The organism is Undibacterium sp. GW821-FHT07F11 (genome assembly GCF_059418665.1).
In genome coordinates, this window is sequence record NZ_JBWKQH010000007.1 from 145,433 (window position 1) to 169,941 (window position 24,509).

The 24,509-nt window shown below is 53.6% G+C and carries 23 protein-coding genes; 6 read left to right on the forward strand and 17 right to left on the reverse strand.

Annotated elements, in window-relative coordinates:
* Nucleotides 1-58: 58 nt before the first annotated feature.
* Nucleotides 59-3,469, reverse strand: a complete 3,411-nt coding sequence (locus tag AC07OI_RS18490; protein ID WP_495258219.1) for a TIM-barrel domain-containing protein — start codon at nucleotides 3,467-3,469, stop codon at nucleotides 59-61.
* A 296-nt stretch (nucleotides 3,470-3,765) separates the two neighbouring features.
* Between AC07OI_RS18490 and AC07OI_RS18495 the strand changes: the two genes are divergently transcribed.
* Nucleotides 3,766-4,401: a lipase family protein gene (locus tag AC07OI_RS18495; RefSeq protein ID WP_495258220.1), complete on the forward strand. Its 636-nt coding sequence runs from the start codon at nucleotides 3,766-3,768 to the stop codon at nucleotides 4,399-4,401.
* Between the two features lie 228 nt (nucleotides 4,402-4,629).
* Here the strand turns inward: AC07OI_RS18495 and AC07OI_RS18500 are convergent, their stop codons facing one another.
* A complete protein-coding gene (locus tag AC07OI_RS18500) occupies nucleotides 4,630-7,119 on the reverse strand; it encodes a DUF4214 domain-containing protein (protein ID WP_495258221.1) in 2,490 nt (829 codons plus the stop codon).
* A gap of 452 nt (nucleotides 7,120-7,571) precedes the next feature.
* Between AC07OI_RS18500 and AC07OI_RS18505 the strand changes: the two genes are divergently transcribed.
* Complete coding sequence (locus tag AC07OI_RS18505; RefSeq protein WP_495258222.1) at nucleotides 7,572-7,961, forward strand: phosphopantetheine adenylyltransferase; 390 nt, start codon at nucleotides 7,572-7,574, stop codon at nucleotides 7,959-7,961.
* Nucleotides 7,962-8,017: 56 nt separating this feature from the next.
* On the opposite strand, the gene AC07OI_RS18510 is transcribed toward AC07OI_RS18505, so the two are convergent.
* The 10 genes from AC07OI_RS18510 to AC07OI_RS18555 form a co-directional block, all read right to left on the reverse strand.
* Nucleotides 8,018-8,536: a hypothetical protein gene (locus tag AC07OI_RS18510; protein ID WP_495258223.1), complete on the reverse strand. Its 519-nt coding sequence runs from the start codon at nucleotides 8,534-8,536 to the stop codon at nucleotides 8,018-8,020.
* A complete protein-coding gene (locus tag AC07OI_RS18515) occupies nucleotides 8,529-9,569 on the reverse strand; it encodes an L-threonylcarbamoyladenylate synthase (protein WP_495258224.1) in 1,041 nt (346 codons plus the stop codon). Before AC07OI_RS18515 ends, AC07OI_RS18510 begins: the two co-directional genes overlap by 8 nt.
* Nucleotides 9,566-10,786, reverse strand: coding sequence for a 5-(carboxyamino)imidazole ribonucleotide synthase (locus AC07OI_RS18520; protein ID WP_495258225.1), 1,221 nt, complete (start codon nucleotides 10,784-10,786; stop codon nucleotides 9,566-9,568). The genes AC07OI_RS18515 and AC07OI_RS18520 overlap by 4 nt, the downstream gene beginning before the upstream one ends.
* 266 nt (nucleotides 10,787-11,052) lie before the next feature.
* Nucleotides 11,053-11,550: a 5-(carboxyamino)imidazole ribonucleotide mutase gene (gene purE / locus AC07OI_RS18525; protein WP_495258431.1), complete on the reverse strand. Its 498-nt coding sequence runs from the start codon at nucleotides 11,548-11,550 to the stop codon at nucleotides 11,053-11,055.
* Nucleotides 11,551-11,552: 2 nt separating this feature from the next.
* Complete coding sequence (locus AC07OI_RS18530; protein ID WP_495258226.1) at nucleotides 11,553-12,449, reverse strand: phosphoribosylaminoimidazolesuccinocarboxamide synthase; 897 nt, start codon at nucleotides 12,447-12,449, stop codon at nucleotides 11,553-11,555.
* A gap of 291 nt (nucleotides 12,450-12,740) precedes the next feature.
* Nucleotides 12,741-13,805: a class II fructose-bisphosphate aldolase gene (gene fba, locus AC07OI_RS18535; RefSeq protein WP_110256738.1), complete on the reverse strand. Its 1,065-nt coding sequence runs from the start codon at nucleotides 13,803-13,805 to the stop codon at nucleotides 12,741-12,743.
* A gap of 60 nt (nucleotides 13,806-13,865) precedes the next feature.
* On the reverse strand, nucleotides 13,866-15,299 hold the full coding sequence (gene pyk, locus AC07OI_RS18540; protein ID WP_495258227.1) for a pyruvate kinase: 1,434 nt from the start codon (nucleotides 15,297-15,299) through the stop codon (nucleotides 13,866-13,868).
* Between the two features lie 283 nt (nucleotides 15,300-15,582).
* On the reverse strand, nucleotides 15,583-16,776 hold the full coding sequence (locus tag AC07OI_RS18545; protein WP_495258228.1) for a phosphoglycerate kinase: 1,194 nt from the start codon (nucleotides 16,774-16,776) through the stop codon (nucleotides 15,583-15,585).
* Nucleotides 16,777-18,060: 1,284 nt separating this feature from the next.
* The gene (locus AC07OI_RS18550; protein ID WP_110256735.1) at nucleotides 18,061-18,384 is read right to left on the reverse strand and encodes an AzlD domain-containing protein; all 324 of its coding nucleotides are present in this window, start codon (nucleotides 18,382-18,384) and stop codon (nucleotides 18,061-18,063) included.
* Nucleotides 18,381-19,214 (reverse strand): AzlC family ABC transporter permease, encoded by an 834-nt coding sequence (locus AC07OI_RS18555; protein ID WP_495258230.1) that lies wholly within the window; start codon nucleotides 19,212-19,214, stop codon nucleotides 18,381-18,383. Before AC07OI_RS18555 ends, AC07OI_RS18550 begins: the two co-directional genes overlap by 4 nt.
* A 150-nt stretch (nucleotides 19,215-19,364) precedes the next feature.
* On the opposite strand from AC07OI_RS18555, the gene AC07OI_RS18560 reads away from it, so the two are divergent.
* From AC07OI_RS18560 to AC07OI_RS18575, 4 genes are read left to right on the forward strand one after another with little or no spacing between them, the layout of a single operon-like run.
* A complete protein-coding gene (locus AC07OI_RS18560; protein ID WP_492700994.1) occupies nucleotides 19,365-19,565 on the forward strand; it encodes a zinc-finger domain-containing protein in 201 nt (66 codons plus the stop codon).
* 18 nt (nucleotides 19,566-19,583) lie between these two features.
* Nucleotides 19,584-20,015, forward strand: a complete 432-nt coding sequence (locus tag AC07OI_RS18565; protein WP_492700996.1) for a YybH family protein — start codon at nucleotides 19,584-19,586, stop codon at nucleotides 20,013-20,015.
* A gap of 42 nt (nucleotides 20,016-20,057) precedes the next feature.
* Nucleotides 20,058-21,014 (forward strand): YheT family hydrolase, encoded by a 957-nt coding sequence (locus tag AC07OI_RS18570; RefSeq protein ID WP_495258231.1) that lies wholly within the window; start codon nucleotides 20,058-20,060, stop codon nucleotides 21,012-21,014.
* The gene (locus AC07OI_RS18575) at nucleotides 21,014-21,628 is read left to right on the forward strand and encodes a DUF2946 family protein (RefSeq protein ID WP_495258232.1); all 615 of its coding nucleotides are present in this window, start codon (nucleotides 21,014-21,016) and stop codon (nucleotides 21,626-21,628) included. The genes AC07OI_RS18570 and AC07OI_RS18575 overlap by 1 nt, the downstream gene beginning before the upstream one ends.
* 31 nt (nucleotides 21,629-21,659) lie before the next feature.
* Here the strand turns inward: AC07OI_RS18575 and AC07OI_RS18580 are convergent, their stop codons facing one another.
* The 5 genes from AC07OI_RS18580 to AC07OI_RS18600 all read right to left on the reverse strand — a co-directional run bounded on the left by AC07OI_RS18580 (nucleotide 21,660) and on the right by AC07OI_RS18600 (nucleotide 24,491).
* On the reverse strand, nucleotides 21,660-22,496 hold the full coding sequence (locus AC07OI_RS18580) for a hypothetical protein (protein ID WP_495258233.1): 837 nt from the start codon (nucleotides 22,494-22,496) through the stop codon (nucleotides 21,660-21,662).
* Nucleotides 22,497-22,859: 363 nt separating this feature from the next.
* Nucleotides 22,860-23,471 (reverse strand): hypothetical protein, encoded by a 612-nt coding sequence (locus AC07OI_RS18585; protein WP_495258234.1) that lies wholly within the window; start codon nucleotides 23,469-23,471, stop codon nucleotides 22,860-22,862.
* Between the two features lie 79 nt (nucleotides 23,472-23,550).
* Nucleotides 23,551-24,003: a DUF6794 domain-containing protein gene (locus AC07OI_RS18590; RefSeq protein WP_495258235.1), complete on the reverse strand. Its 453-nt coding sequence runs from the start codon at nucleotides 24,001-24,003 to the stop codon at nucleotides 23,551-23,553.
* A gap of 30 nt (nucleotides 24,004-24,033) precedes the next feature.
* The gene (locus AC07OI_RS18595; RefSeq protein ID WP_495258236.1) at nucleotides 24,034-24,324 is read right to left on the reverse strand and encodes a DUF6794 domain-containing protein; all 291 of its coding nucleotides are present in this window, start codon (nucleotides 24,322-24,324) and stop codon (nucleotides 24,034-24,036) included.
* Entirely contained in the window at nucleotides 24,225-24,491 is a 267-nt protein-coding gene (locus AC07OI_RS18600) for a hypothetical protein (protein WP_495258433.1), read from the reverse strand. The genes AC07OI_RS18595 and AC07OI_RS18600 overlap by 100 nt, the downstream gene beginning before the upstream one ends.
* Between the last annotated feature and the right edge of the window lie 18 nt (nucleotides 24,492-24,509).

Here is a 24,509-nt window from a genome sequence, read left to right on the forward strand (position 1 = left end):
CTGGCGCGCCAGTGACACTGGTTGATAATCCCGGCAATTCGACAAAGTAAACTACGAACTACCTCCCCACCCCATCCCCCGCAAACCCAATCACAGAAGCATTCGCCCAGTTGGCACAAACCTCTGCCCTGCCCGTCGCTTTGACACCCGTCGTCTTCAATTTAAGTTTGCTGATACCACGTATGTCCAGCTCTGGTTTGACGACTGCTGGTGCGGTGATGAGGCCGCTGTCGAATAATAATTTATCGTCGCCCCAGACCTGGAATTGCAGGCCGCCGTTGTTGCGGCAGCTGTCGTCTATGCCGACGTCGGCGCGGAAGGTTTGCCAGTCGCCTTTGAGCTGGTAGTCGATTTCGCTGTTGCCGGGCACACCCAGGCCTTTGTGGAAGCGCAGGCCGTTCATTTGCATACTACTTTGCATGTTGCCTTGCGTGCCGGGTTGTTTGATGTTTTGTGTATGAATGTCTCGCTTGACTGGCTTGGCACTTGCGAAGTTATAGGCCTGGTCTTTGGCGTAGCTGCTTTTGTTGCCAGCGATGGTAGTAGCAACAGCATCAGACAAATAGGTTTGCAGCTTGGCTTTGTCCGGTGCCGGTTTTTCAAGGATGCTGAATTCTGAGATCGTGATCGGGCTAACGACAACGGGATTGAAGGCGTTGTAGGCCTTGGCTGGTTTGGCTTCGCCTGTGCTGGTCAGGACCATGGGGTCTTGTGCGTCGCCGTCGTCGTTCTGGTCGTGGGTGCTGAGCACTCGGAAGCGGAACAGGCGGCCTGCTTTGGCGGCGAATTCTACTTTTTGTTTGCCTTCCTGTTTTTTGAGCTGGCCGGTGTAGATGGGCTTGCCCCATTCGCCGTTGGTGTCGGCCAGGTAGATTTCAAAGTCCTTGACCTGGCCATATTGCCAGTTCTTGTCATTGCGTGGGGCGATTTCAAAACCGTTGATCATGCGGCGCTCGCCGAGGGCGAGGCTGAATTCATGCGCACCTGTTTTTTGTGACTGGTCACGCACGGTGCGGAACCAGGTGCCGGGTTTGCCGTCGAAGGCGTTTTCCAGCGGGTGGCCGGGTTCCTCTGCCGGGCGGCTCAGGACGATGAGGCTGTCTGGGGCGATGCTGTTGCCCAGGTCAGGTGCTGGCGGGTAGTCTGCTGTTGTCGCGAGTTGCTTGTTCGTGGCAACGGCCAGGCGGAACTGGTAAGCCTGGTTGACGGACAGTTTGGCGGTCTTGATATGGACGGTGCCGTATTTTTCTGCGGCGTCATAAAACCAGCCGTTGCTGGCTTTGTCGTAGTCTGCGCGGCTGCTGTATGCCTGCAGATTTTGCTCACCAAAGTGCACAGAATCTGGCTGTACGCGGGTGTGGATTTGCAGTTGCAGGGCACGTTGTTGTTCCATGCCTTCATAGCTGCCATTGACTGCGGCTACGCTAATGCTGATGTCGCCTGCGCGGTTTTCTGGTGCATCGACAGTAAAAGTTTGCAGGCTGGATTTTCCACTCTGGTACTGGCGGCTTTCGCCATCGTCTTCGTACATGGTGAAGCTGGATTTGCCATGCGGGTAGATATCCAGCGTCAGCACATCTTTGGGCACCTGGCCATCGTACAGGGCGACCGGATACATGGGCAAAATCGCACCAGCGCGCACCATGACGGGCAGTTTGTCCAGCGTGACTTGCTGGTCTATGACTTTGCCTTTTGCATTTGCTGCCACGACACGGCCATCCCAGTAATCTATCCACTGGCCTTGCGGCAAATAGATACCTTTGCGCCAGCCTTTGCTGGCGGCCTGGCTACGGTACACAGGGGCCACCAGAAAGTCTTTGCCGAGCATGAACTGGTATTTGTAGTTCTCATTATTGGCGTTAGTGTCTTGCGGATAATCCCACATCAGGCCGCGCACGATGGGTGCGCCGCTCTGCTCTGCTTCATGCGCATAGGTGTACATATAGGGCATGAGGCGCATCTTGAGTTTGAGGTAATCGCGGTTGATGCTGCGGTAGGGTTCGTCAAACCACCAGGGGTGTTTGCGTTCTGATTTTGACCAGCCGGACATACCCATGAGTACGGGTGTAAAAGTCTTCCATTGCAGGTCACGCGTGAAGGTCTCGGGGCTGCCGCCAAAGATGCCATCGACATCGCCAGTGGCATAGGCCTGGCCGGACAGGCCCGAGCCTATCAGTGTGGGGATGTGCCAGCGTATATAGTCCCAGCTACCGGACTGGTCACCTGTCCAGGTGACCGCATAGCGTTGGGTGCCTGCCCAGCCCATGACAGTCCATACAAACGGGCGTGCATTGGAATTAGCTAGTATGCCTTGTGCTGCGGCCATGTTGGCATCGAGTGAAAACTGATAGCCCTTGCCTGTCCAGGCGACGTCGAGCTTTTGCGCGCGCGTGCCTGCGGCGCCAACTTCCCACGCAATCTTATCGACGCCGTTTTCTGTCCACAGGCCGGTGCGAAAGCCATGTTTCTTCAAGCCGGCCACGGCCTCGGGCAAATTGCTGTAGCCGCAGCCGTAGCCGTCGTTAGGCAGTATCCAGCCGCCAGGCATGTCGTGTTCGCGGTATTTTGCGGCCACTGCGGCCACCACGTCTGGCGTCTTGCCGGTCGGGCCATCGCTCCAGCCTGCGGGCACGATGCCGGGCTTTTTGCTGTTGTCGCCATCGTTGTAACAATCGGCATCGCCATATTCATAGGCCCAGCGTGGCAAGAGTCTGGCGCGGCCTGTGAGTTCGGTGTAGCTGGCCAGTACGTCCTTGATGCTGTCGCCGACGAAGTAATAAGCGTCGAAACGTTTTTCTTGATGGCTGGTGCTGAGGTAATCATTCGAGCGGAAATCATAGCTGCCATTGCTCCAGGTATTGCGCAAGACGCCATAGCCCTTGTTGCTCATGTAAAACGGTGCAGGGCTGGGCCTGTCGCCCTCTTCCCAGCCGCCAGAATAAGATACTTCTAGCTGTTTGCCCTTGAAGGCATAGCTGCCGTTTTGCTGGCCGCCGCCAAAAAAGGCCTCATCCGGCGTGCTGGAGAGGGTCTGGAAGCTGGCCTTGTCGCCAAGCTCCAGCGGTTGCTTTTCTTCCCAGAGCAGGGTCTTATTGTCTGCCTTGTAGAGCGCCAGACGCACGGGCGAGCGGTAGATGCGCAAGGCCATGGCGGATGTCTGCACCAGTTGATAGCCGTCTGGCGCAGTCACGCTGACCGGAAAATCCGCATAGTCTTTTTTGAGCACGATAGGCGCAGCCTTGTCACCGGCATCCAGCAATTGCCCCTTGCTACCTGCCCAGACGCGGAACAGATCTGGCTTCAACAGACTGATCCTGACGATGTTACCATCATCCGTCGTGAACTCTATCTGGCGTTGCGCACTGACAGACAAATTGCGCATGCTGCCCAAAGGTGCAGCGTAACTGGCCGCAGACAGGGACAAAGCAATCAGGCTAGGGATCAGGGTCTTGCGCAAGTGTGGGTGCATGGTGGCGTCTGTGGGTAAATTCTGTGGTAGGTAAATGTCTGTTCAGCCGGGTTAATGCTGGTCGAAGCAATCAGTCGTTAATATATTAAAGGTATTTTCCCATACATCCCGTGCAAGACTCAAGCCTGGAATGTCTGACTGCATGAAAGACTCAACAACCAGCAGGATAAAGCGAATGGAGAAAGCCAAACCCGGGGCGATGAAGTCTGAGCCACGCTACAATGTGACAACTGTTGCGGCAACTATTACGACTACTATTTGCAGAACCCTGTTTCAAATCTTATTGGAGTGTTTTCATGAACAGCAGTACCCGCCAGATTGTTTTTATCGATGGCGTAGGCGGCAAGCGCTATATGCGCGGCAAGTTTGTCCGCTATTTTGAAAAGCGCGGATATGCCGTTGCATGTTTTGACTATCAGGTGTCATCCCAGTCCTTTGATGAAATTAAAAAGAACCTGAACGATTTTCTATCCAGTGTCGGCAACGCTGGTGATTACCATGCGGTAGGCTATTCTTTTGGCGGTGTACTTCTCAGGAGTCTTAACGAGCAGCTTGCGCCCTCGCTACGGCCCAGGCGCCTCGTTTTACTTGCGTCGCCCTTACATGCGATGAAACTTGCCAGCAGATTACGGTACTGGAAAATCTACAAGTTGCTTACTGGCGAATGCGGCCAGTTCGCCGCTGACGAAGACAGAATGAACAAAGTCCCCATGCCGGATAGCCCGACCGCCCACATCTACGGCGTGTGGCCATGGTTAGGCGCTTTCGGTGTCTTCTTTGGATTTAAATTGCCACACGATGGCATGGTCGCAGCCGATGAAGCACTTCCGTCGTCACAAGCGCATGCTGTTCCTGTTCCGGCGAGCCATGCTTTCATTCCATCGAATGATAATGCATTGAGAGCGATTGAACAGTGGTTTGGCGTCGTCTAACCAAGCGTAGATACGAAGTAGGTACGATTAGTGTAACGTAATCGTACGTATGGCAAACTGTGGCATAACAATGATCATATTCAACCAAACTCCAAAGGCGTTTTGTACTGTTCACTCAAAGGAATGCAAATCATCTGGATTTAATCAGCATGCGTACGATTACGCTCTGCTAATCGTACCTACACGATATACACGACTTTACTTTCTCCCAGAGATCTCTAATGTTGGCTAAGCTAGCCAGAGCGTGTAGTCAATGCCGTTTTGTATGGAACTGGCAACCAGTGCCTGGTTTTCAGAGCTGTCGCAAAAACTGGCAAGTACACCGGCGGCACTGATCTTACCTGTGTTGAGCTGGTTGAGCCAGTAATCATAGCCAACCTGGTCGGGCGTACGGTGCAAGACATTTTGGTAGAAATTACCGACCAGGGTGGCATTGCTGGGCGCGGTGCCATACAGCTTCTGAAATTCTGGCGACTGGAAAAAACCGGCCGCCACCTGGGTCAGGCTGGAACCCTTGTCCATGTCATTAATCCAGTAGCCAAGGCCGACCAGATCAGGTTTGCGGTCAAAGGCGGCCTGGTACAAGCGGTACACCTGGCCTGCGGTGCCATTGATATCAAGCGCCAGTGCCTGGTCCTTGAATTGCAGGCGCTCTACATCAATGAGCTGGTCAGTGCCGTCGCTGCCGACCAGATCGGTGATGGCCCATGACTGGCCGTCCTTGCTTTTACTGATGCTGTAGCCGGCACGCGAGCCGCTATAGCTTGCCATGTCCAGGCCATCGCCGCCGGCCAGCAGATCGTTACCGCCACCACCTGTCAGCGTGTCCCTGCCCGCAAAGCCATACAGATAGTCGCCCCCAGCCGTCCCGGTCAGGATTTCACTAGCAGTGCTACCGTTGATGGTGATGCCGATGACGCTGCTGATCAGCATGCTGGTCGGTGTCCGGCTGCCATCGGCAAAGCTCAGGAGTTCTATCGAATATAAAGTGTCAGTGCCATCACGGTTGCCGGTTTTATCCTGGACGGTATAGCTGGTGTTGGCCGCATTGTAAGTGACGGTATAGTCACCCGCATTGCCGGTGTAATTGGCGATATCGTTACCGTCCCCGCCATAGAGGCTGTCGTCACCGGCACCGCCGACCAGGGTGTCATTGTCGGCCAGCCCGTTGATGGTGTTATTGCCTGTGGTACCGAGCAAATAGTCATTGTAGGGGCCACCGTTGATAATGAGGCTGGGTGTGGCTATCAGCAAGCCGGGGCGGATATTGGTGATGTCAGAAAATGAGAGCAATTCTATCGAATACAAAGTGTCAATGCCGTCACGGCCACTGACTTTGTCAGTCACAGTGTAGCTGGCGTTGACCGCATCATAGCTGACGGTATAGTCGCTTATGCTGCCTGTAAAAAATGCGATGTCGGAGCCATCACCGCCGTACAGGATATCACTGCCGGCGGCGCCACGAAGGCTGTCATCACCAGCCAGGGCATTGATGGTGTCATTGCCTGCCGTGCCTGTGAGAGTGTCATTGCCAGCAGTACCATTGATGGAGTTGCTGCTACCAGTACCGGCAGCCGGGTTATTGATCAGGCTGGCCGGGGTCTTGATGCCGTCGGCGAATCTCAGGTTTTCTACCGAATAAACAGTATCGCTACCGTCGCGGTTGATGAAACTGTCCTTGACGGTATAACTGTTATTGGCCGCATTGTAAGTGACGGTGTAATCATTGGCATTGCCAGAAAAAACCGCCACATCACTGCCGCCATCACCATACAGAAGATCATTGCCGGTACCGCCATACAGATTGTCATCACCAAGGCCTCCGATCAGCGTGTCATTACCACCACGGCCCTCGATGCGGTCATCCTTGGTATCACCTATGATCTGTTCATCGGTATCCCAGCCTATCATATACAGCGCGGCAATTTTGTTGTCCCAGGTGTTGACGACATTGGTCATCGTGGTTGGCTTGAGTACCCAACCCATGTCCTGCAACATGGCCAGCTCCAGCCTGCCCAACAGGTAACGCTCGCCATAGTTATAGTAATAGCCGTTGAAATTGCTTGCCTCCAGCCATTGCATTTTGCTGTCTGCCAGATTGGGGCCTGTGCCCAGGTGATACATGCTCTGGCTGCCGCCAACACGTACCTCCACCGGCTCGCCCAGCAGGGCGACGATGGCGGGGCCAGCCAGGGTGGCTGTGTTATTGCTATTCACGGTCAGGAATGAATCCCAGACTGACTCATAATTGCCTGGCAATTTGCCTGCTGCATCTCGATAGCCAATGAAACCCATGCCATGCAAAAGTTCATGCAAGACCACAGTGAAGGCATCAACCTTGCTGGTATCCACTTTGCCACCTATGCTGTTGGCAATATTGGAATCCCAGTACAGGCCGTTGGCGTAGGATGAAGTTGGGTCAATATTGATGATCAGGTCAGGCTTGTCAGGCGCGGGATCGATACCCGTGCGTGATTCTGCAGTTTGCGAGGCCTCGTACACATCCAGGCCATTTTTCTTGCCAAGAAAAGTGACGTTGTTAGTACCGCCAAAACGCCCTGTAGGGGTCGCCTCTGCATTGATCTGAATATCTATCGTACCCTTGAAGACGACAAACTGATCGAGATACTTGAGAGCAGCATTGATGGTGGCCGCCAATAGCGGCAAAGCTGCCAGTTTGCCTCCGACATCGTTATAGATGATATTAACGTTTGGCATGAGCGACCACCTTGGCGAAGGTAATTTGATTGCAACAATATACTACGGACTTTGGCCGCGATAATGAAAAAGCAGTGAATAACAACAGATGCTGGCAGTATGTTTGTGCGCGAGTTTCTCAGCGGACACAGCAAGCATAGGCATAGGGAGTAGGTACGATTAGTGCAACGTAATCGTACGCATGTAATGCGTGTGCAACAGGTAACACTAAGCCAGTACCGAAGCCGGTTTGTTTTTTCTTTAAACGGAGTGCGGACTACTTTTTTGACTTGGCGCTGACATAGCAAACCTCTTATCGAAGCACCTGAAATTAATTGACATGCGTACGATTACGCTTGCGCTAATCGTACCTACACAGACTAACAATTTTCCGATTTGATTTTACCTCTCAGGTAATTGCCAAATCTTGTGATGCGTCTATGATCGTTGCTATATTTGCAGAGGGCAGGGTCATGACTTTTTCACTTTCTTATGTTGTTTCGGCAGGTCTGGTTGTGGCCGGCTTGGTGCACTTGGCACCTGTTGCCGGTTGCCTTGGACAGGCGCAGCTTGCTGCCTTGTACGGGATCAGTATAGACGGCCCTGATGCAGAGATCTTGCTGCGCCACCGGGCCGTGTTGTTCGGCTTGTCTGGCGTATTCATGTTGTTGGCTGCGGCAAGGTCCGAATTGCAGTGGCTCGCCCTGAGTACCGGGCTGGTCAGCGTAGTCTCGTTCCTGGCAATTGCGATGATCGTCGGCGGATATAACGCCGCCATAGGCCGTGTCGTCATGGTGGATGGTGTTGTGCTGCTGGCACTTGTGATTGCCAGTCTGGCGAAATACAAGTTACAGCAAGCGTAGGTATGAATAGCGAAACGTCATCCCACCTACGCGGTATTCATGATGTGCTTTCACAATCAAGTACCTGAAAGCACCACTTTCAAAGTGTCTCTCAACTGCTCAGCCTTTTCTGCCGAAGGCGCATTCTTGATCGCTAATTGCGCCGCATCTTTTGCTTCTGTAAATTTGTGCAATGCGTGCAAGACATGAGCATGGGCAATGCAGTTCAACCAGTGGGCAGGAGCGGCTTGCAAAGAAGGCTGCAGCACGTTCAATGCTTCGTTCGCAAGATTCATTCCCAGCAAATGCATTGCCAGGAAATATCTGCTCGTGATGATGGTGATGCTGCTTTCTGTTTCACCATCCTGCAATTGAAGAGAAAGCGCTTGCTCGTAGTGCAGTCGGGCTTTATCGCTCTGGCCTGCCTGCGCATGGATACCCGCCAGTTGGCCATGATAATCGGGCACAGTCCAATTGCCTTGGTCAGCAAGGGCGATTGCTTCTTCTGTTTTTTGTGCGGCCAGTTCCAGCTCGGATTTTTCCCACAGGGCCAAACCTTCTTGCGCCAGTTGGCTGGCTTTTTTCTGGTCAGTCATTGTCAAGTAAAGCTTTCAAAATATCACGTGAGTCAAATGCTGCCCGGCGCAGGCGGTCGTTCACGCCTTGCCAGTCTTTGTCTTGCGGCAGGGCTTCTACCAAAATCAAATCTGCATGGGCATGATCAAGTTCACGCAAACCGGCATACAGGTCGTGGGCATAGCCTACCGGGTCGGCGGGCAGGTGGCGCCAGGCTTCTGCGTGAATGGCGGGGTGGGCTTGGTAGCTCATGAGGGCGAGTTTTTTGTTTTTGGCGTGCAGGCGATTCACTGTGTCGTCGAGTTCTGCGGCTTCGACCAAAATCACTGGCGTGTGGGGTGCGTAGTGGGCGTCGAGAGTGCCGGATGCGCGTGGGGCTGCGGCGTCTGGTGCTGCTGGCGTGGTGCCCAGCACGGCAGCCATCTGGGCGACAGTGATGTGACCAGGGCGTAGCAGCACGGGGCCGTGGGTGGCGAGGCGGCTGAGATCGACTATGGTGGATTCTATGCCGACATCGCTCTGGCCACCGTCAAGTATGCTGGCGATGAGGCCACCAGGCTGTATCTCTTGCTCGAATTCTTCTTCTACGTGCGCTGCCATGGTGGGGCTGACGTGGCCGAATTTATTGGCCGATGGCGCAGCCACACCGCCCTTGCCTGCCTTGAAGGCGCGCAAGAGTTCTTGTGCCACAGGGTGGGATGGGCAGCGTATGCCGACGGTGTCTTGCCCGCCTGAGACGGCATCCGGTATATGGTTGGCGCGTTTTAAAATCAGGGTCAGCGGACCGGGCCAGAAGGCGGCGATGAGCTGGTGCGCTTCTGCAGGTATGTCCTTGGCCCAGTAGCTGATGTCAGCACCGGGGGCAACGTGGACAATCACAGGATGATTCGATGGCCTGCCCTTGGCGGCATAGATATTGGCGACGGCAACTGGGTTTTCTGCATCGGCACCCAGGCCATAGACGGTCTCGGTCGGAAAAGCGACCAGTTGGCCGCTTTCCAGTGCTTGTGCTGCTTGTGCGATTGCCTCAGGTGTACTGGCTTGCGACTTCATGCCCACTCCGGTGCTGCTATGCCAAGTATGTCGCAGGCTTTGCCCAGGTTGCCCTGCGCTTCTGCCATCGTAGTTGCGACGAAGGTGACGTGGCCCATCTTGCGGGCGCGGCGGGCTTCTGCCTTGCCATACAGGTGCAGGTGTGCGCCGGGGATGGCCAGCACCTGATCCCATGCGGGTTCGCGCATGGTGTCGGTGTCGCCTTCATACCAGACATCACCGAGGATATTGAGCATGGCGGCTGGTGAATGCTGGCGCACATCGCCCAGCGGCAATTGCGCGAGTGCCCTGACCTGTTGCTCAAACTGGCTGGTGATGCAGGCATCAATCGTGTAGTGGCCGCTATTGTGCGGGCGTGGTGCCATTTCATTGACGACCAGACTGCCATCCTTGAGTACGAAAAATTCTATGCAGAGTACGCCGACATAGCCCATCTCTGCAACGATGTGCAGAGCGGCGGCTTGCGCCTTGCTGGCGACATCTGCCGACACATGGGTGCTGGGGGCAATAGTAGTGAACAGGATACCGTCGCGGTGGACGTTTTCTGCAATCGGGTATACAACCGCTTCGCCATCGACACCACGGGCGACGAGGACAGAAACTTCATAGGCCAATGGCAGCATTTTTTCCAGCACGCAATGCTGGCCGTTCATGCCAGCGAAAGCAGTAGCAAGTTCAGCACGGTCACGCACGCGTACCTGGCCTTTGCCATCATAGCCCATGCGTACGGTTTTCAAGATGCCGGGCAAGAGATCATCACTGACCTTGGCAACATCATCCTGGCTGGTGATACCCCAATGCGGTGCCGGATAGACATGCGTGGTCGCGCCACAGCGGGTGAAGAAATGTTTTTCTGCGAGGCGATCCTGGGCGATGGAGACGCAAGCTGCAGCCGGGGCGACAAAGCTGGTTTGCGCCAGCAGCTTCAGGCTTTCTGCGGGGACGTTTTCAAATTCTGTGGTGACGGCTTTGCTGAGCTTGGCCAGGGCCATCAGGCCAGGGTGGTTTTCATAACCAGCCTGGATATGCTGACCTGTCACTTGCGCTGCTGGACAGCCCGCTTCAGGTTCCAGCACGGCCACCTGGTAACCCATGGCTTGCGCCGCCTGGGCAAACATGCGACCCAGTTGGCCACCGCCCATGATGCCAAGGCAACTGGCGGGAGTGTTGGGTAACAATGGCTGGCGGGGCTGTGCGGGCTGTGGATGAGTGGTCATGGTAGTGATTTCAAACTAGGAATCGTTTGTACACAATAGTACAAATCAAATGGGATACGGATATTCAGGCGAATTTGTTCGTGCTCGTTGATTAGGCTGCGATCGTAGGTTGGGCTACGCCTTATCAGCCCAACACTCGGCGTTTAAATAACGCATACGTTTGTTGAGGCCCAATGTTGGGCTGTTGAAGCGTAGCCCAACCTACAAGATCAACCCAACCTACAAGGTCAGCCCAACCTGCGAAATCTTCCGCTATCAACGAAAATCTAAACCGGCAACACCATATCGCGTGCAACTTGCGTTTGCTTTTCGCGGAACTCGATCAACCTCGCGGCCAGTGCATCATCTGTTGTCGCCAATATCGCAATCGCGGCCAGGGCAGCATTGGCTGCGCCAGCCTCACCTATCGCGAAGGTTGATACCGGTATGCCTTTGGGCATTTGCACGATGGACAGCAATGAGTCTTCGCCGCGCAGGTATTTGGATGGCACGGGAACACCCAGTACTGGCACGATGGTTTTTGCTGCGATCATGCCTGGGAGGTGGGCGGCACCGCCAGCACCGGCGATAATGGCGCGCAGGCCACGTTCGCGGGCGGTTTCTGCATAGGTGAACATTTCATCGGGCATGCGGTGGGCCGAAACAACCTTGGCTTCAAAGCCTATGCCAAATTCCTTGAGGATGGCGACGGCGTTTTGCATGACATCCCAGTCTGAAGATGAACCCATGACGACGCCGACAAGGACTTGATTTGTAGTAGTCATCATCAGTCCTTCAGACTTTCGCCGGTCAGGCGTTCCAGTGCTTCACGGTATTTGGCGGCAGTTTTTTGCACGACTTCATCTGGCAGGGCTGGCGCTGGTGCAGTCTTTTTCCAGCTGGTGATGGTTTCGAGATAATCACGCACGAACTGCTTATCAAAAGACGGTGGCGAAATGCTGGTGGCATATGAATCAGCAGGCCAGAAGCGGGAGGAATCAGCAGTCAGCACTTCATCCATCAAGTGCAGCACACCATTGTCATCAAGGCCAAATTCAAACTTGGTGTCGGCGATGATGATGCCGCGGGTGGCGGCGTATTCTGCGGCTTCAGTGTAGAGCTGTATGCTGATGTCACGAATTTTGGCGGCCAGTTCTGCACCTATGCGTTGCTCGGTTTCTGCATAGCTGATGTTTTCATCATGCTCGCCCATTTCTGCCTTGGCAGCCGGGGTAAAGATAGGTGCTGGCAGCTTGGCAGCCTGTGGCAAGCCTGCTGGCAATTGTATGCCGCAGATTGCGCCAGTCTCTTGATAATCTTTCCAGCCTGAGCCGATGATGTAACCACGTACCACGGCTTCTACCATGATGGGTTTCAGGCGTTTTGCGACGACTGCACGGCCTTTGACTTGCGCCACTTCATCTGCTGATACCACGGATTCTGGTGCAACGCCTGTCAGGTGATTAGGCACGATGTGACCCAGCTTTTCAAACCAGAAATTCGCCATCTGGTTCAGCACGCGACCTTTGTCGGGGATGGGTTCATTCATGATGACATCGAATGCGGACAGGCGGTCGCTGGTGACGATGAGCAGCTTGTCGTCGCCGACAGCGTAATTGTCACGTACCTTGCCACGGCCCAGCAAAGGCAGGGAATGAAGAGTGGAATTGATTTGCGTAGTCATGAGGGATTTCTTTATTTCGATCTGGATAGGGTTTACACAGAATTGTTGGTAGGACAAATGCAGTTTCTCGTAGGTTGGGCCGGGCCTCGCTGGGCTACGCTTCATCAGCCCAACACTGGGCCTCAACAAACGTATACGTTATTTAAACGCCGAGTGTTGGGCTGGTAAACCGTAGCCTAGCGAGGCCCGGCCCAACCTACGAGATTACTACCGTCAAAAACAATTTTGTCTAAACCCTGAACTTCCTCACCCCGGCTCACACCGGAATGAGGAAACAAATTTACTTATTTCTTAATTGACGATCTGCGCCAAAGCGCCTTTTTTGTACTGCTCTGCCACTTTTTCCAAAGCCATAGGTTTGATCTTGCCTGCCTGGCCTTCGCAACCGAAAGACAGATAACGTGCCTTGCACACCAGCTTGGCGGCTTCACGCGCTGGCTTCAAATAATCACGTGGATCAAACTTGGATGGATTTTCAAACATGTAACGACGGATCGCGCCTGTCATTGCCAAGCGGATGTCAGTGTCGATGTTGATCTTGCGCACGCCGTTCTGGATGCCGATGACGATTTCTTCAACCGGCACACCATAGGTTTCTTTCATGTCACCACCGAACTGACGAATTTCATCCAGCAGTTCTTGTGGTACGGAAGAAGAACCGTGCATCACCAGATGCGTGTTAGGAATGCGTTGGTGGATCTCTTTGATGCGGTCGATTGCCAGGATGTCGCCGGTAGGCTTGCGTGAGAATTTGTAGGCACCGTGGGAAGTACCGATGGCGATTGCCAGTGCATCGCACTGGGTTTGCTTGACGAAGTCAGCAGCTTGCTGCACGTCGGTCAGCAATTGTTCGCGCGTCATTTTACCGTCGGCACCGTGGCCGTCTTCCTTGTCGCCCATCATGGTTTCGAGAGAACCGAGCACGCCCAATTCTGCTTCTACCGTGACGCCGATGGAGTGGGCAAACTTGACCACTTCACGCGATACTTCGACATTGTATTCATAGCTGGCGACGCTCTTGCCGTCTTCTTCCAGCGAACCATCCATCATCACCGAAGTGAAGCCGGATTTGATCGCAGCCATGCAGACTGCTGGCGACTGGCCGTGGTCCTGGTGCATGACGACGGGGATGTGCGGGTAGGCTTCTACCGCAGCTTCGATCAGATGACGCAAGAATGCTTCGCCAGCATATTTGCGGGCACCGGCAGAGGCTTGCATGATGACAGGTGCGCCAACTTCATCGGCGGCCTGCATGATGGCGGTGACTTGCTCCAGGTTGTTGACGTTGAAAGCTGGCAGACCATAACCGTTTTCGGCGGCGTGGTCCAGCAATTGACGCATGGATACGAGTGGCATAATTAACTCCAGATTGCTTTATAAAAAAATCTTTGCCGCACTTTCATACTGAAGCGGCGCTCAGTTCTCGCCTACCCTGACAATTTTCATTGCATTGGTGCCGCCCACCTGCCCCATCGGCTCACCCCAGGTGACAACGATCATGTCACCTTTGACGACAACTTCGTTTTTGAGCAAGACGGTTTCGGCAGATTTCAACACTACTTCCCTGTCAGCAGAGTAAGGCAGGTTGAAGGTCTGGACATTGCGGTACAGCGCTGCCTTGCGCTGGGTAGCTACACTCGGTGTCAATGCAAACAGCGGCACGTCAACACTGTGGCGGCTCATCCACAAGGCAGTAGAACCCGACTCGGTCAGGGCCACGATGGCTTTCACGCCCAGGTGGTGCGCTGTGAACAGCGCACCATAGGCGATGGACTGGTCGATACGGGTAAAGGTCATGTTGAGGAAGTCGGCATCGAGCTTGTTTTCCTGGAATTTTTCAGCTTCCAGGCAAATCAGCGACATCGCTTCCACGGTTTCTATCGGGTATTTGCCTGATGCAGTTTCTGCCGAGGTCATGACGGCATCAGTGCCGTCCAAAACAGCATTGGCCACGTCGGACACTTCAGCACGGGTAGGCACGGCATTGACGATCATGGATTCCATCATCTGGGTGGCAGTAATGGCCACCTTGTTGGAAGCACGCGCCATCTTGATCATGCGTTTTTGCAGGGCTGGTACAGCGGCATTGCCAACCTCTACGGCCAGGTCACCACGGGCCACCATGATGCCGTCAGAGGCATCCAATATCTCTTGTAACAGCGGTATCGCTTCTGCACGTTCTATCTTGGCGATCATCATGGGTTTGTGGTTGTAAGGCTCACCCGCGATATTCGAGAGTTGCCTTGCCATTTCCATGTCAGTCGCATTTTTGGGGAAAGACACGGCCACATAATCGGCCTGGAAAGACATGGCTGTCTTGATGTCTTCCATGTCCTTGCCGGTCAAGGCTGGTGCTGTCAGGCCACCGCCCTGGCGGTTGATACCCTTGTTATTGGACAGCTCGCCACCGATTTTTGTAATGGTATGGATTTCATTGCCAACGACTTTTTCAACGACGAGCACGATGAGACCGTCATTGAGCAAAAGCAGGTCGCCATTTTTGACATCACGCGGCAGGGCCTTGTAATCAAGGCCGACGCGCTCTTGCGTACCCATGGTGCAGTCTGCATCAAGGATGAACTTGTCGCCGTTTTCAAGATTGATGCGGGAATTTTCAAACTTGCCTATGCGGATTTTTGGACCTTGCAAATCGGCCATGATGGCGATTTCACGGCCACACTCTGCTGCTGCCTGGCGCACCATGGTGGCCCGGTCTATATGATCCTGCGCCTTGCCATGCGAGAAATTCAACCTCACCACATTTACCCCGGCATGGATCATACGCTTGAGCGTAGCCAAGTCATTTGAAGCTGGGCCTATGGTGGCAACAATCTTGGTGGCACGTGACATCTGGTCTCCTGAAATTAGATATTATTTTTAGCGTTGATTTGGATGAAAACCTGAAAACTTGTTAAAACCGAAAAGCTCACCACAGAGACACCGAGGGGTCGCAGAAGGTCACAGAGAAAAGCGAATATTTTTAAAAAGCACTCTTTAAGCTCTTAAGCTTTTTTGCCTTTCTCTGTGGTGCAGCGGGGAATTCGAGTGGCATGCCACTCGCCCGCGTAACGAAGACTGCTTGCAAGCAGTCTTTCCTTCCTCTGTACCTCTGTGGTTAGTGGTTTTGTTTTTATTATTTAACCGCGCGTTGCAACAAAATTTCTACTGCGGGCAAGGTTTTGCCTTCCAAAAATTCCAGGAAAGCGCCGCCGCCTGTCGAGATATAACCTACCTTGTCAGCAATGTTGTACTTGGCAATCGCAGCCAGGGTGTCGCCACCGCCAGCAATCGAGAAGCCTGCTGAATCGGCAATCGCCTGTGCCAGCACTTTGGTGCCGTTGCCGAATTGGTCAAATTCAAATACGCCGACCGGGCCGTTCCAGACTATCGTGCCAGATTTTTTGATTTGCTCTGCCAGCAGTGCAGCTGTCGTCGGGCCGATGTCGAGGATCATGTCGTCGTCCTGCACATCTGCCACTGCCTTGACGGTTGCCACTGCGGTTGGCGAGAATTCTTTGGCACACACTACGTCAGTCGGGATAGGTACAGACGCACCGCGCTTGGCCATCAAATCGATGATGGCCTTGGCTTCTTCCACCAGATCCGCTTCTGCCAGGGACTTGCCGATCTTGAGACCGGATGCCAGCATGAAGGTATTGGCAATGCCACCACCGACGATGAGGTTATCGACCTTGTCAGCCAATGATTTCAAAATAGTCAGTTTGCTGGATACCTTGGAGCCAGCAACAATCGCCACCAATGGGCGAGCAGGTTGACCCAGGGCCTTGCCCAGCGCATCGAGCTCAGCAGACAACAGCGGGCCAGCGCAGGCAACAGGGGCAAACTTGGCGATGCCGTGGGTAGTTGCCTCTGCACGGTGGGCAGTGCCAAAGGCGTCATTCACATACACGTCGCACAGGGCAGCCATTTTTTGTGCCAGCGCATCGTCGTTTTTCTTTTCACCCTTGTTGACGCGGCAGTTTTCCAGCAAGACCACCTGGCCAGATGCTACATCGACACCATCAACCCAGTTTTGCTTGAGTTCTACATTCACACCCAGCAATTCAGACAAGCGCTTGGCAACCGGTGCCAGTGTATCTTCCACCTTGAATTCACCCTCAGTCGGGCGACCCAGATGCGAGGTCACCATCACAGCCGCACCTGCCTGCAAAGCCTGCTGTATCGCTGGCACCGAGGCGCGGATACGGGTATCTTCGGTAATATTGCCGTCATCGTCCTGGGGAACGTTCAAATCGGCGCGGATGAAAACACGTTTGCCCTGGAGCTGGTTTGCTGCGATCAGGTCACTGAGTCGGTTGAATTGCATCGTGATATGGAGTTGGCAAGGTTGAAGGGTGGCGCATTGCCTGCGAGAGCCGGGCAATGAATTCCGCCAGTAAATTTACAGCATATTTACTGCATAAGTTCTCAGCCCGCTATTTTACCAAAGCCCGCTTGCAGACCATACGGTTTTGCGCGGGTTTTGCGCGTTTAATGTGAAATTTGATAATAATTTGGCATTTATTTGATGGAATTACTTGGGCTTGGGGATTGCGGGTGGGTTTGATTGGGGATGGATGGGGTTTGATGGGCAATCAGTACGTTCGTGCTTTTATTGCTTTTTCGACCAATTTTCACGTCGCATGCACTTATTGACTTATATACATGAAACGAATAGCCACAGCCAAAGTTCCCATACGTCAGCACAGTCGCTCCATAATTACGTCATTCCTGCTTGTTTTTGGCAGGAATCTAGTGGCGTTCTTAAATATGCCGTGACGTGACTTAAATCAGCTTTGTATTGTTCAACGTCTCTATTTTCAAATGCCTGCGCACGTAATTTAAGATTGCAGGTCGGGGGTAGCCCGACAGCTACTCACTTTTCTTGTCTCGCCAAGAAAAGTAAGCCAAAGAAGGCGACCGAGGCATCGCTGCCCCCTGAAGGGGGTTCCCTTTGCTGCAAGTCAAAAAATGGGAAATGCCCGAAACTCGCTTTGCTCAGACAACGTTCATTTCTTAATCCATTTTCTGCCTCGCAGCAAAGGCATCGACACATCGGAACTACAAAGGTCAAAAACAACCCCAAAGTCAAAAGCAACGTCAATACAACCGAGATTCAAATTGCATTAAATGTGGTTGATTAACGAGATGCGGGGTTGGGGTTGCTTTTGACTTTCGCAGTTCCCATGTGTCGACGCCGATTGTGCGGTACAGAAAATGGAAAAAGAAGAGCCGCTGTCTGAGCGAAGCGAGTTTCGGATCTTCCCATTTTTTGTACCGCACAATCGGGAACCCCCTTCAGGGGGCGACGACGCCTGGGTCGCCTTCTTTGGCTTACTTTTCTTGGCGAGACAAGAAAAGTGAGTAGCCGCCGGTCTACCACCGGCCTGCAATCTTAAATGACGTGTGAAGGTATTTAAAAACACCAATATACAATCACTATGAATCTGAAGTTAACTCACGCAATAGTTCGCCACGAACGCCCCTGGATTCCAGCTAAAAGCGCGCTGGAATGACGTCATTAAGAAACTGGATAAATGATCAATCCGTGCTTCGACACGAGCCACATCTGTACAAGGCTTGGCACCAGGCAAGGTCATAGCCCCTCTCCTCACAACCCCAACCGAATATAAGTAAACACCGCCATCCCAAAAAATATCGTCTGCAACATATTCTTGCGCACCAAAAAGAAAGCCGTTGCCAGCAAACCCGCCAATAAACGCGGGTTTTGCAAACCCACTTCGACCTGGCCATTGGTCAGCAACAAGTCAGGCACGATGATCGCAGCCAAAGCGCAGGCCGGGGCGTAGCGCAAGGCTTCTTGCACTCGCTTGGGCAGGCTGATGTGGTGGCCGACCAGCCAGAAGCCGCTGCGGGCGATGAAGGTGGCGAGGGTCAAGAGGGCGATGACCAGCCAGATTTCCCAGTCGCTCATGCTTGCTCCTCTTTGCTTTTGTCGGTGACCGGTTCTTTTTTACCGTCCAGGTATTCTTCCAGCATCATGGCCGTACCCATGCCCAGCACCACAGCCAATAAGAGGCCCAGCTTGTAAGGGAAATTCACTGCCAGCAAGGCGCAAACGCCTGCCACGACGACACCGGCAAAGGCGGCGCGGTTGATGATGAGGGGCAACATGATGCACAGAATGGCCAGCGTGCCCGCAAAGCCCAGGCCCCAACTGGTAGGCACCTGGCTACCTAGCAAGATACCAATGACAGAACCGATTTGCCATGCTGCCCAGTTAGGGAATACCAGCGCCTTGAGATAGGCCAGCTTGCCTTTTTCATCGCCGAATTCAGGGTAGCGCTGCATGAACAAGCCGACGGAAATATCGCCCGTCAAGAAGCCCAGCCAGGCACGGGTGCGCGCAGGCAGATATGAAAAATGCGGGGCGAGGATGGCAGAAAATATCAAAAAACGCAGGTTCACCACCAGCGCGGTAGCAAAAATCACCCAGACTGGTGCATGGGCGGCAATCAGGGGTAAGGAGGCGAGTTGGGCTGATCCGGCAAAGACCAGCAGGGTCATGCCCATTGCTTGTGGCAGTGTCAGGCCAGCCTTGATCATGGCGATACCGACCACCAGACCCCAGGCACCAACCCCAAACCAGGTTGGCCCACCTACTCTCAAACCTTCCTTGAACGCGGCCTTGTCTGATTCAAATGACATGAGAGTGTAGATGTAGCGGGAAAGTGCATCATTGTAACGGGGAAACAGGAAGCTTGCCTGTGAGGGTGGATTTGTGAGCAGATTGATAAATCTCAATTTCCCTCCCAACAGCATGCATTCTCACTCGGCTCACTCTGAAGAGCCAGAATCCGTTAAAATCCCGTTGCAATGTCTAATTTGGAAGTAAACCGACGCCGCCAGCATGGCGCGCATGCTTCCTGCACCAATTTTATTTATGGAGTCTCCATGTCCACCACAGCTACAACCAATAACATCGTCGAACTGCAAGCCACGGATTTGCCTGCGCACTGCCCTAACCCGGCCATGCCGCTGTGGTCATCCCATCCGCGCGTTTACCTGGATTTGTCGCATGGCGGCACGGCCACTTGTTCTTATTGCGGCACGCAATACAAGCTGGCAGCTGGCGTTGTGCTCAAAGCCCATTAATCTCCTCCACAATTCATCATGGCCGCTAAAAAACAGTTGAATGGCAGTGCCGACGAAGTTGAGGCGGCCTTTTATGATGCTCTCAGCCGTGCTGACCTGGATGGCATGATGGCGCTGTGGGCCGAGGATGAGGAGATAGTCTGCATCCACCCGGGCGCAGCCAGGCTGATAGGCCATGCTGCCATACGCAGTTCATGGGAAGCTATTTTCGAGCGTGGCAGCGTGCAGATACGCCCTTTGCAACTGCATGCCACCCACAATATGCTGACAGCGGTACACAGCATCGTAGAAGAATTCCAGCGTCCCAATGACGGCAACCAGGATGTGCATATCCTCGCCACCAATGTGTATGTCAAGACGCCACGTGGCTGGCGCATTACCATGCACCATGCCTCGGTTGCGTCTGGCAAACCGCCGCTAGACATGTTCAAGGCCAGTATCCTGCATTAAGTCCCAACGTTTAAGTCACCAGCACTACCGGATTACCAACACATGAAATACTTGTCCCCACGCTGGTTACCAGGTGGCCACCTGCAAACAATCTACCCGGCCCTGTTTATCAACAAGCCGCACACACCCTTGCGGCGTGAACGCTGGACTGCGCCGGATAATGATTTTGTCGATATCGATTTTCTGGATGGTGAGCCGGGCAAACCTTTTGTGGTGCTGTTCCACGGCCTCGAAGGTTCCAGCGACAGCCATTATGCGCGCGCCATGATGGCCGCTTTACGCGCACGCGGCTGGTCGGGCGCGATACCGCATTTTCGTGGATGCTCAGGCGAGCTGAACCAGGCACCGCGCTTTTATCATTCCGGCGATGCGCAAGAGATAGGCTGGATCATAGAGCGCCTGTACCAGCAATTCCATCACCAGCACGATGGCGGCAAGTTTTATGCAGCAGGTGTTTCACTGGGCGGCAATGCCTTGTTGCGCTGGCTGGGGGAATCACAACATCATGCAGATATCGTCAATGCAGCCTGTGCGGTTTCTGCCCCGCTTGATCTGGCACAGGGCGGTGCTTCGCTGTCCAGCGGTTTCAACATGATCTACACCCGCATGTTCCTGAAGACCCTGAAACCCAAGTGCCTGAAAAAGCTCGATCAATTCCCTGGCCTGTTCAATAAAACCGCCATGCTGGAAGCCAGGGACTTGTATGAGTTCGATAATGTCGTCACCGCTCCCCTGCATGGTTATCTCGATACAGATGATTACTGGCACAGGGCCAGCGCCAAGCATATACTGGGCGACATCACGGTACCAACCCTGGTACTGAATGCCAGGAATGACCCTTTCCTGCCAGCCCGGCATTTACCCACCCAGGCAGCCAAGTGCGTGACGCTGGATTACCCTGAGCATGGCGGCCATGTTGGTTTTGCGGCAGGCAATGTGCCAGGTCATTTGAACTGGTTACCACAAAAAATCCTGAATTTTTTTGAGGCGAATAGCTGATGGATGAAATCGTCAAGGCAGCCATGGCCAAATGGCCCAATGTACCGCATTGCTATGGCTGGCTGGCACTTGACGCCCGTGGCAACTGGCGTATGCGCGACGACCGCAGCCAGGCGCTGAACCTGCCTGGCGACGTTATCCGCAACACCGCCCTGCTGGCTTTTATCACCCGTAACTATCAGTGCAGTGAAGATGGTTGCTGGTATTTCCAGAATGGCCCACAGCGCGTCTACGTCGATCTCGAAGCCACACCCTATATCACCAACACCACAGCAGATGGCCGCTTTGCCCTGCAACATGGCGAACAGTCCTTCACACCGGAACTGGCCTTCCTAGACCCGCAAGGCAGGTTGCAACTCAGCAGCGGCAACACCCTGGCACAACTCGATGACCGCGACCTGGCGCTATGCCTGCCCTGGCTGACACTAGATGAGCAGCCAGTCAGTGACGAAGCATTATTGCAGTGGCTGGAAGATGCTGGCACGCCAGGCCAACTACAGTTGCGCCCGCCTGGTACGCCAGGCTTGAGCCTGGAAGTGCAGCGCTGTGAAGAAGGTCAATTGATGCGCGAATTTGGCTTTGTGCAAAAGCCAAGGGCAGCAGAGCAGGTTTGATTCTCTTGCAATGAACTGCGATCAACTACGATCAACTTCCATCCGCCTTCGCAGGTTTGTCGCCCGTGCCACGCACATTCATCTTGACGATGCTTTGTAAAAAATCAAACCAGAACGGTGCACCCAGGCTGACCGCAAACGCCGTGATCAGGCAACCCAGCAAGGCCATGCCAGAGGGGAAAGTGGCAAAAAAAGTTTGAAAGCCAAACATGCTCAGCACGTCGGCAGATATTGCTGGCACAGTAGTCGCGCCTTTTGCGATTGCCGCTGCTGCAGCGGCAGAAGCCTGGTCCCGGAGTACCGGGCTACTCCATAATGCGCTGCCAACGGCAAATGCATTCAAGTTCATCCCTGTCGCCAGCAATGCGCCCAGCCCCAGGCTCAGGTAGCCGCTATAGCGCTTGTAGCGGCCAGACAGCCTGTCCATGGATTCATCAAACCAGGTGGCGACTTCTTGCTCCACTTTAGTGACATCACCCTGCGCACGGCTGGCGGCGAGCTGCAATACGCTTTTGAGGTTACCTGCAGGTAAATTGCCGATGGAAATTTCAAGCTGATTAAACTGGTCTGTTGAGGCGTCCCCTATCCCACCCAGCACATGGATGGTGGCTGCAGCAAAGCTGGTCGAACAGATATACGACAATTTGCCATCCAGTGGCGACACCCGTGGATGATTCATGATGGCTTGTATGACTGGGTCAAGATTTTTCTTTTGCTCCAGCAACTCATTGATGCCAGACGCCAGGGTATTCGCCCTGAGTTTCAGCGCGGTAGCGATGAACTCCTGCAAGGCCGTGACGAACAATGATACGGCAAGAAAAAACAAGGCTATACCGATGGCTGTTTCCAGGACCTGGCTACCGAACATGATCACATCCTTTTTTTTATCCAACTTATCGGACTGACGCAAAACCAGCCCGGCCACCTTACACAGCCTTGATTGCCTTGCCTGCCGCAATGGCACTGAAGCACCCTTAGGTCAAGGATAATAAATTCGAAGAAAATGATGGCATCCAAACAGCTTGCGAGCTGCTTAGGATTTGAAACATCATCGACATTTTTTATCCACGACGCATGAATACGCTTTACTGTAGATGTACGCCTTTTCAGGGGGATGACATTTTTATAAATAAAGCAAATGAAAGATAGCATTCAATTGTGTAAAAGTCACTTTATTCTGCACGCATGTTGCTGAATGTTGTATGCGTTCACGGCAGGTAATCAGTAGTACTCATTCCTTGACATCTGGCAATGACTCCGGCAAGGATTCCGACAAGACCGCTGGCCGGCTCTTCAACACTGCAGTAAACACCTGCGCCAGTTCTGCCGCATCTTCCCCTGCATGATGGGTATGCGGCAAGCCTTCGAGATTGAGCGCGTATTTGATTTTGCCCTTACGGCTTTCTATCCATTCGCAACCTGTAAGCCCCATCCAGTAGCTACGCAAATCCACGCCTGATCCCGTAGCACCAAAGGGGCTGGTACCGACAAAGCGCATGAAATACCAGTGCACAAACATGCCGTCCCACACAGCCGGTGCGGCCAAAAAAACTGGCCTGCCTATCTTGCGCAGGGAATTCACCCAGTCATAAGCTGCGCGTATCGCCACGACGGCATCTGGCGCATTGTCTATCAGGTGCTGCCTGTCGAGACCAGAGACGGCCAGTGCGGCGGGATCAAATTCGTCGGAGATGGGTTTGATCTCGGAATAAAACGTCAACCCGGGATGCCCGGCCACCGCCATGCCCAAAGAGATCATGCTATACGGGCCAGGTATAGGGCCATCTGCCTCGACATCTACCGCGATATAAATTTCTGGAAGTTCTTTGATGGGTGCGGTCATGCTTGCTCCTTTATTTTATGTCCTGTAAACCAGGGATTCATTGCAGAAAACCTCGTGTAGAAAATCCATTGCAACGATTTCACTGCAATTGTTTCCATGCCTCTTGAAGGATGATCAGTGAAATATCTTCGGGATAGCTGCTTGCCTCAGGACGCATGGCCTGGCAAGAACTGATCAGGGCAGCATTGCCGCGCCACAAGCCAAAGCGATTTCGTATGCTCATGCCCCAAAGTGTAGTCAGATGTTTAATGTCCTGATATTTTACTGCCCGCAAGCCCTGCCTGCCGTTGTCGTCAAGGCGGCTCAAAAACTGTGTGACGGCCAGGCTGCAAACAGCGGGCCATAGTCCAGCATCAGGATAGCGAAGGCAAGTTTTCTCACTGACCTTATCGGTACGCATGCACATAGCGGTCGCCGGATCATAGCTGGGTCTGCCCGGCTCTGCCGTCGCATCGATTTGTGCCAGTGCGACACCACCTGCCAACAGGCCAATCATAAAAACAAAATAAATCTGGTACGGTCTTGTTTTCACGTCTTGCGCCCCTGTCAGAAGAATTTGGAATTAATGCAGTTTCTTCCAGATTTGCTGGATGATGACCATGGACATATGGTCAGGATGGCGATCGCCATCATTATCGAGTACTGCGCAAGAATCCGTCAGCGCCGCATTGCCACGCCACAGGCCAGTAGTATTGCGTATCCCCATGCCCCATCCCATGTGGAACTGGATCAGATTTTCATACGACGAATCCCTCACGCGCTGCTTGCTGGGTTCATCCAGCTTGGCCAATATGTTTGTCGCCGCCTGATCACAGGTCGTTGGCCAGTATCTGCATCCGGGTAACGCTTGCAATTCTTGTCGTAGCCATTTTTGCCTGGCGTTGCGCAAGTCGTTGCGGCACCGCTGGTGCTGGTCGCATCAGCCGCCTGGATGGGTGCGGACTCCGCCCACGCCGCATTGACGCACATCATCATGACAGCAGCAAAGCCAGAACAGATACCTGATCTTGTAATGCTCATAAAGTCCCCGTTTCAAAA

Excerpts from the sequence above, each read along its gene's own strand:
- AC07OI_RS18490 (WP_495258219.1), bottom strand. The coding sequence starts at position 3,469 with ATGCACCCACACTTGCGCAAGACCCTGATCCCTAGCCTGATTGCTTTG.
- AC07OI_RS18495 (WP_495258220.1), top strand. The coding sequence starts at position 3,766 with ATGAACAGCAGTACCCGCCAGATTGTTTTTATCGATGGCGTAGGCGGC.
- AC07OI_RS18500 (WP_495258221.1), bottom strand. The coding sequence starts at position 7,119 with ATGCCAAACGTTAATATCATCTATAACGATGTCGGAGGCAAACTGGCA.
- AC07OI_RS18505 (WP_495258222.1), top strand. The coding sequence starts at position 7,572 with ATGACTTTTTCACTTTCTTATGTTGTTTCGGCAGGTCTGGTTGTGGCC.
- AC07OI_RS18510 (WP_495258223.1), bottom strand. The coding sequence starts at position 8,536 with ATGACTGACCAGAAAAAAGCCAGCCAACTGGCGCAAGAAGGTTTGGCC.
- AC07OI_RS18515 (WP_495258224.1), bottom strand. The coding sequence starts at position 9,569 with ATGAAGTCGCAAGCCAGTACACCTGAGGCAATCGCACAAGCAGCACAA.
- AC07OI_RS18520 (WP_495258225.1), bottom strand. The coding sequence starts at position 10,786 with ATGACCACTCATCCACAGCCCGCACAGCCCCGCCAGCCATTGTTACCC.
- purE (WP_495258431.1), bottom strand. The coding sequence starts at position 11,550 with ATGACTACTACAAATCAAGTCCTTGTCGGCGTCGTCATGGGTTCATCT.
- AC07OI_RS18530 (WP_495258226.1), bottom strand. The coding sequence starts at position 12,449 with ATGACTACGCAAATCAATTCCACTCTTCATTCCCTGCCTTTGCTGGGC.
- fba (WP_110256738.1), bottom strand. The coding sequence starts at position 13,805 with ATGCCACTCGTATCCATGCGTCAATTGCTGGACCACGCCGCCGAAAAC.
- pyk (WP_495258227.1), bottom strand. The coding sequence starts at position 15,299 with ATGTCACGTGCCACCAAGATTGTTGCCACCATAGGCCCAGCTTCAAAT.
- AC07OI_RS18545 (WP_495258228.1), bottom strand. The coding sequence starts at position 16,776 with ATGCAATTCAACCGACTCAGTGACCTGATCGCAGCAAACCAGCTCCAG.
- AC07OI_RS18550 (WP_110256735.1), bottom strand. The coding sequence starts at position 18,384 with ATGAGCGACTGGGAAATCTGGCTGGTCATCGCCCTCTTGACCCTCGCC.
- AC07OI_RS18560 (WP_492700994.1), top strand. The coding sequence starts at position 19,365 with ATGTCCACCACAGCTACAACCAATAACATCGTCGAACTGCAAGCCACG.
- AC07OI_RS18565 (WP_492700996.1), top strand. The coding sequence starts at position 19,584 with ATGGCCGCTAAAAAACAGTTGAATGGCAGTGCCGACGAAGTTGAGGCG.
- AC07OI_RS18570 (WP_495258231.1), top strand. The coding sequence starts at position 20,058 with ATGAAATACTTGTCCCCACGCTGGTTACCAGGTGGCCACCTGCAAACA.
- AC07OI_RS18575 (WP_495258232.1), top strand. The coding sequence starts at position 21,014 with ATGGATGAAATCGTCAAGGCAGCCATGGCCAAATGGCCCAATGTACCG.
- AC07OI_RS18580 (WP_495258233.1), bottom strand. The coding sequence starts at position 22,496 with ATGTTCGGTAGCCAGGTCCTGGAAACAGCCATCGGTATAGCCTTGTTT.
- AC07OI_RS18585 (WP_495258234.1), bottom strand. The coding sequence starts at position 23,471 with ATGACCGCACCCATCAAAGAACTTCCAGAAATTTATATCGCGGTAGAT.
- AC07OI_RS18600 (WP_495258433.1), bottom strand. The coding sequence starts at position 24,491 with ATGAGCATTACAAGATCAGGTATCTGTTCTGGCTTTGCTGCTGTCATG.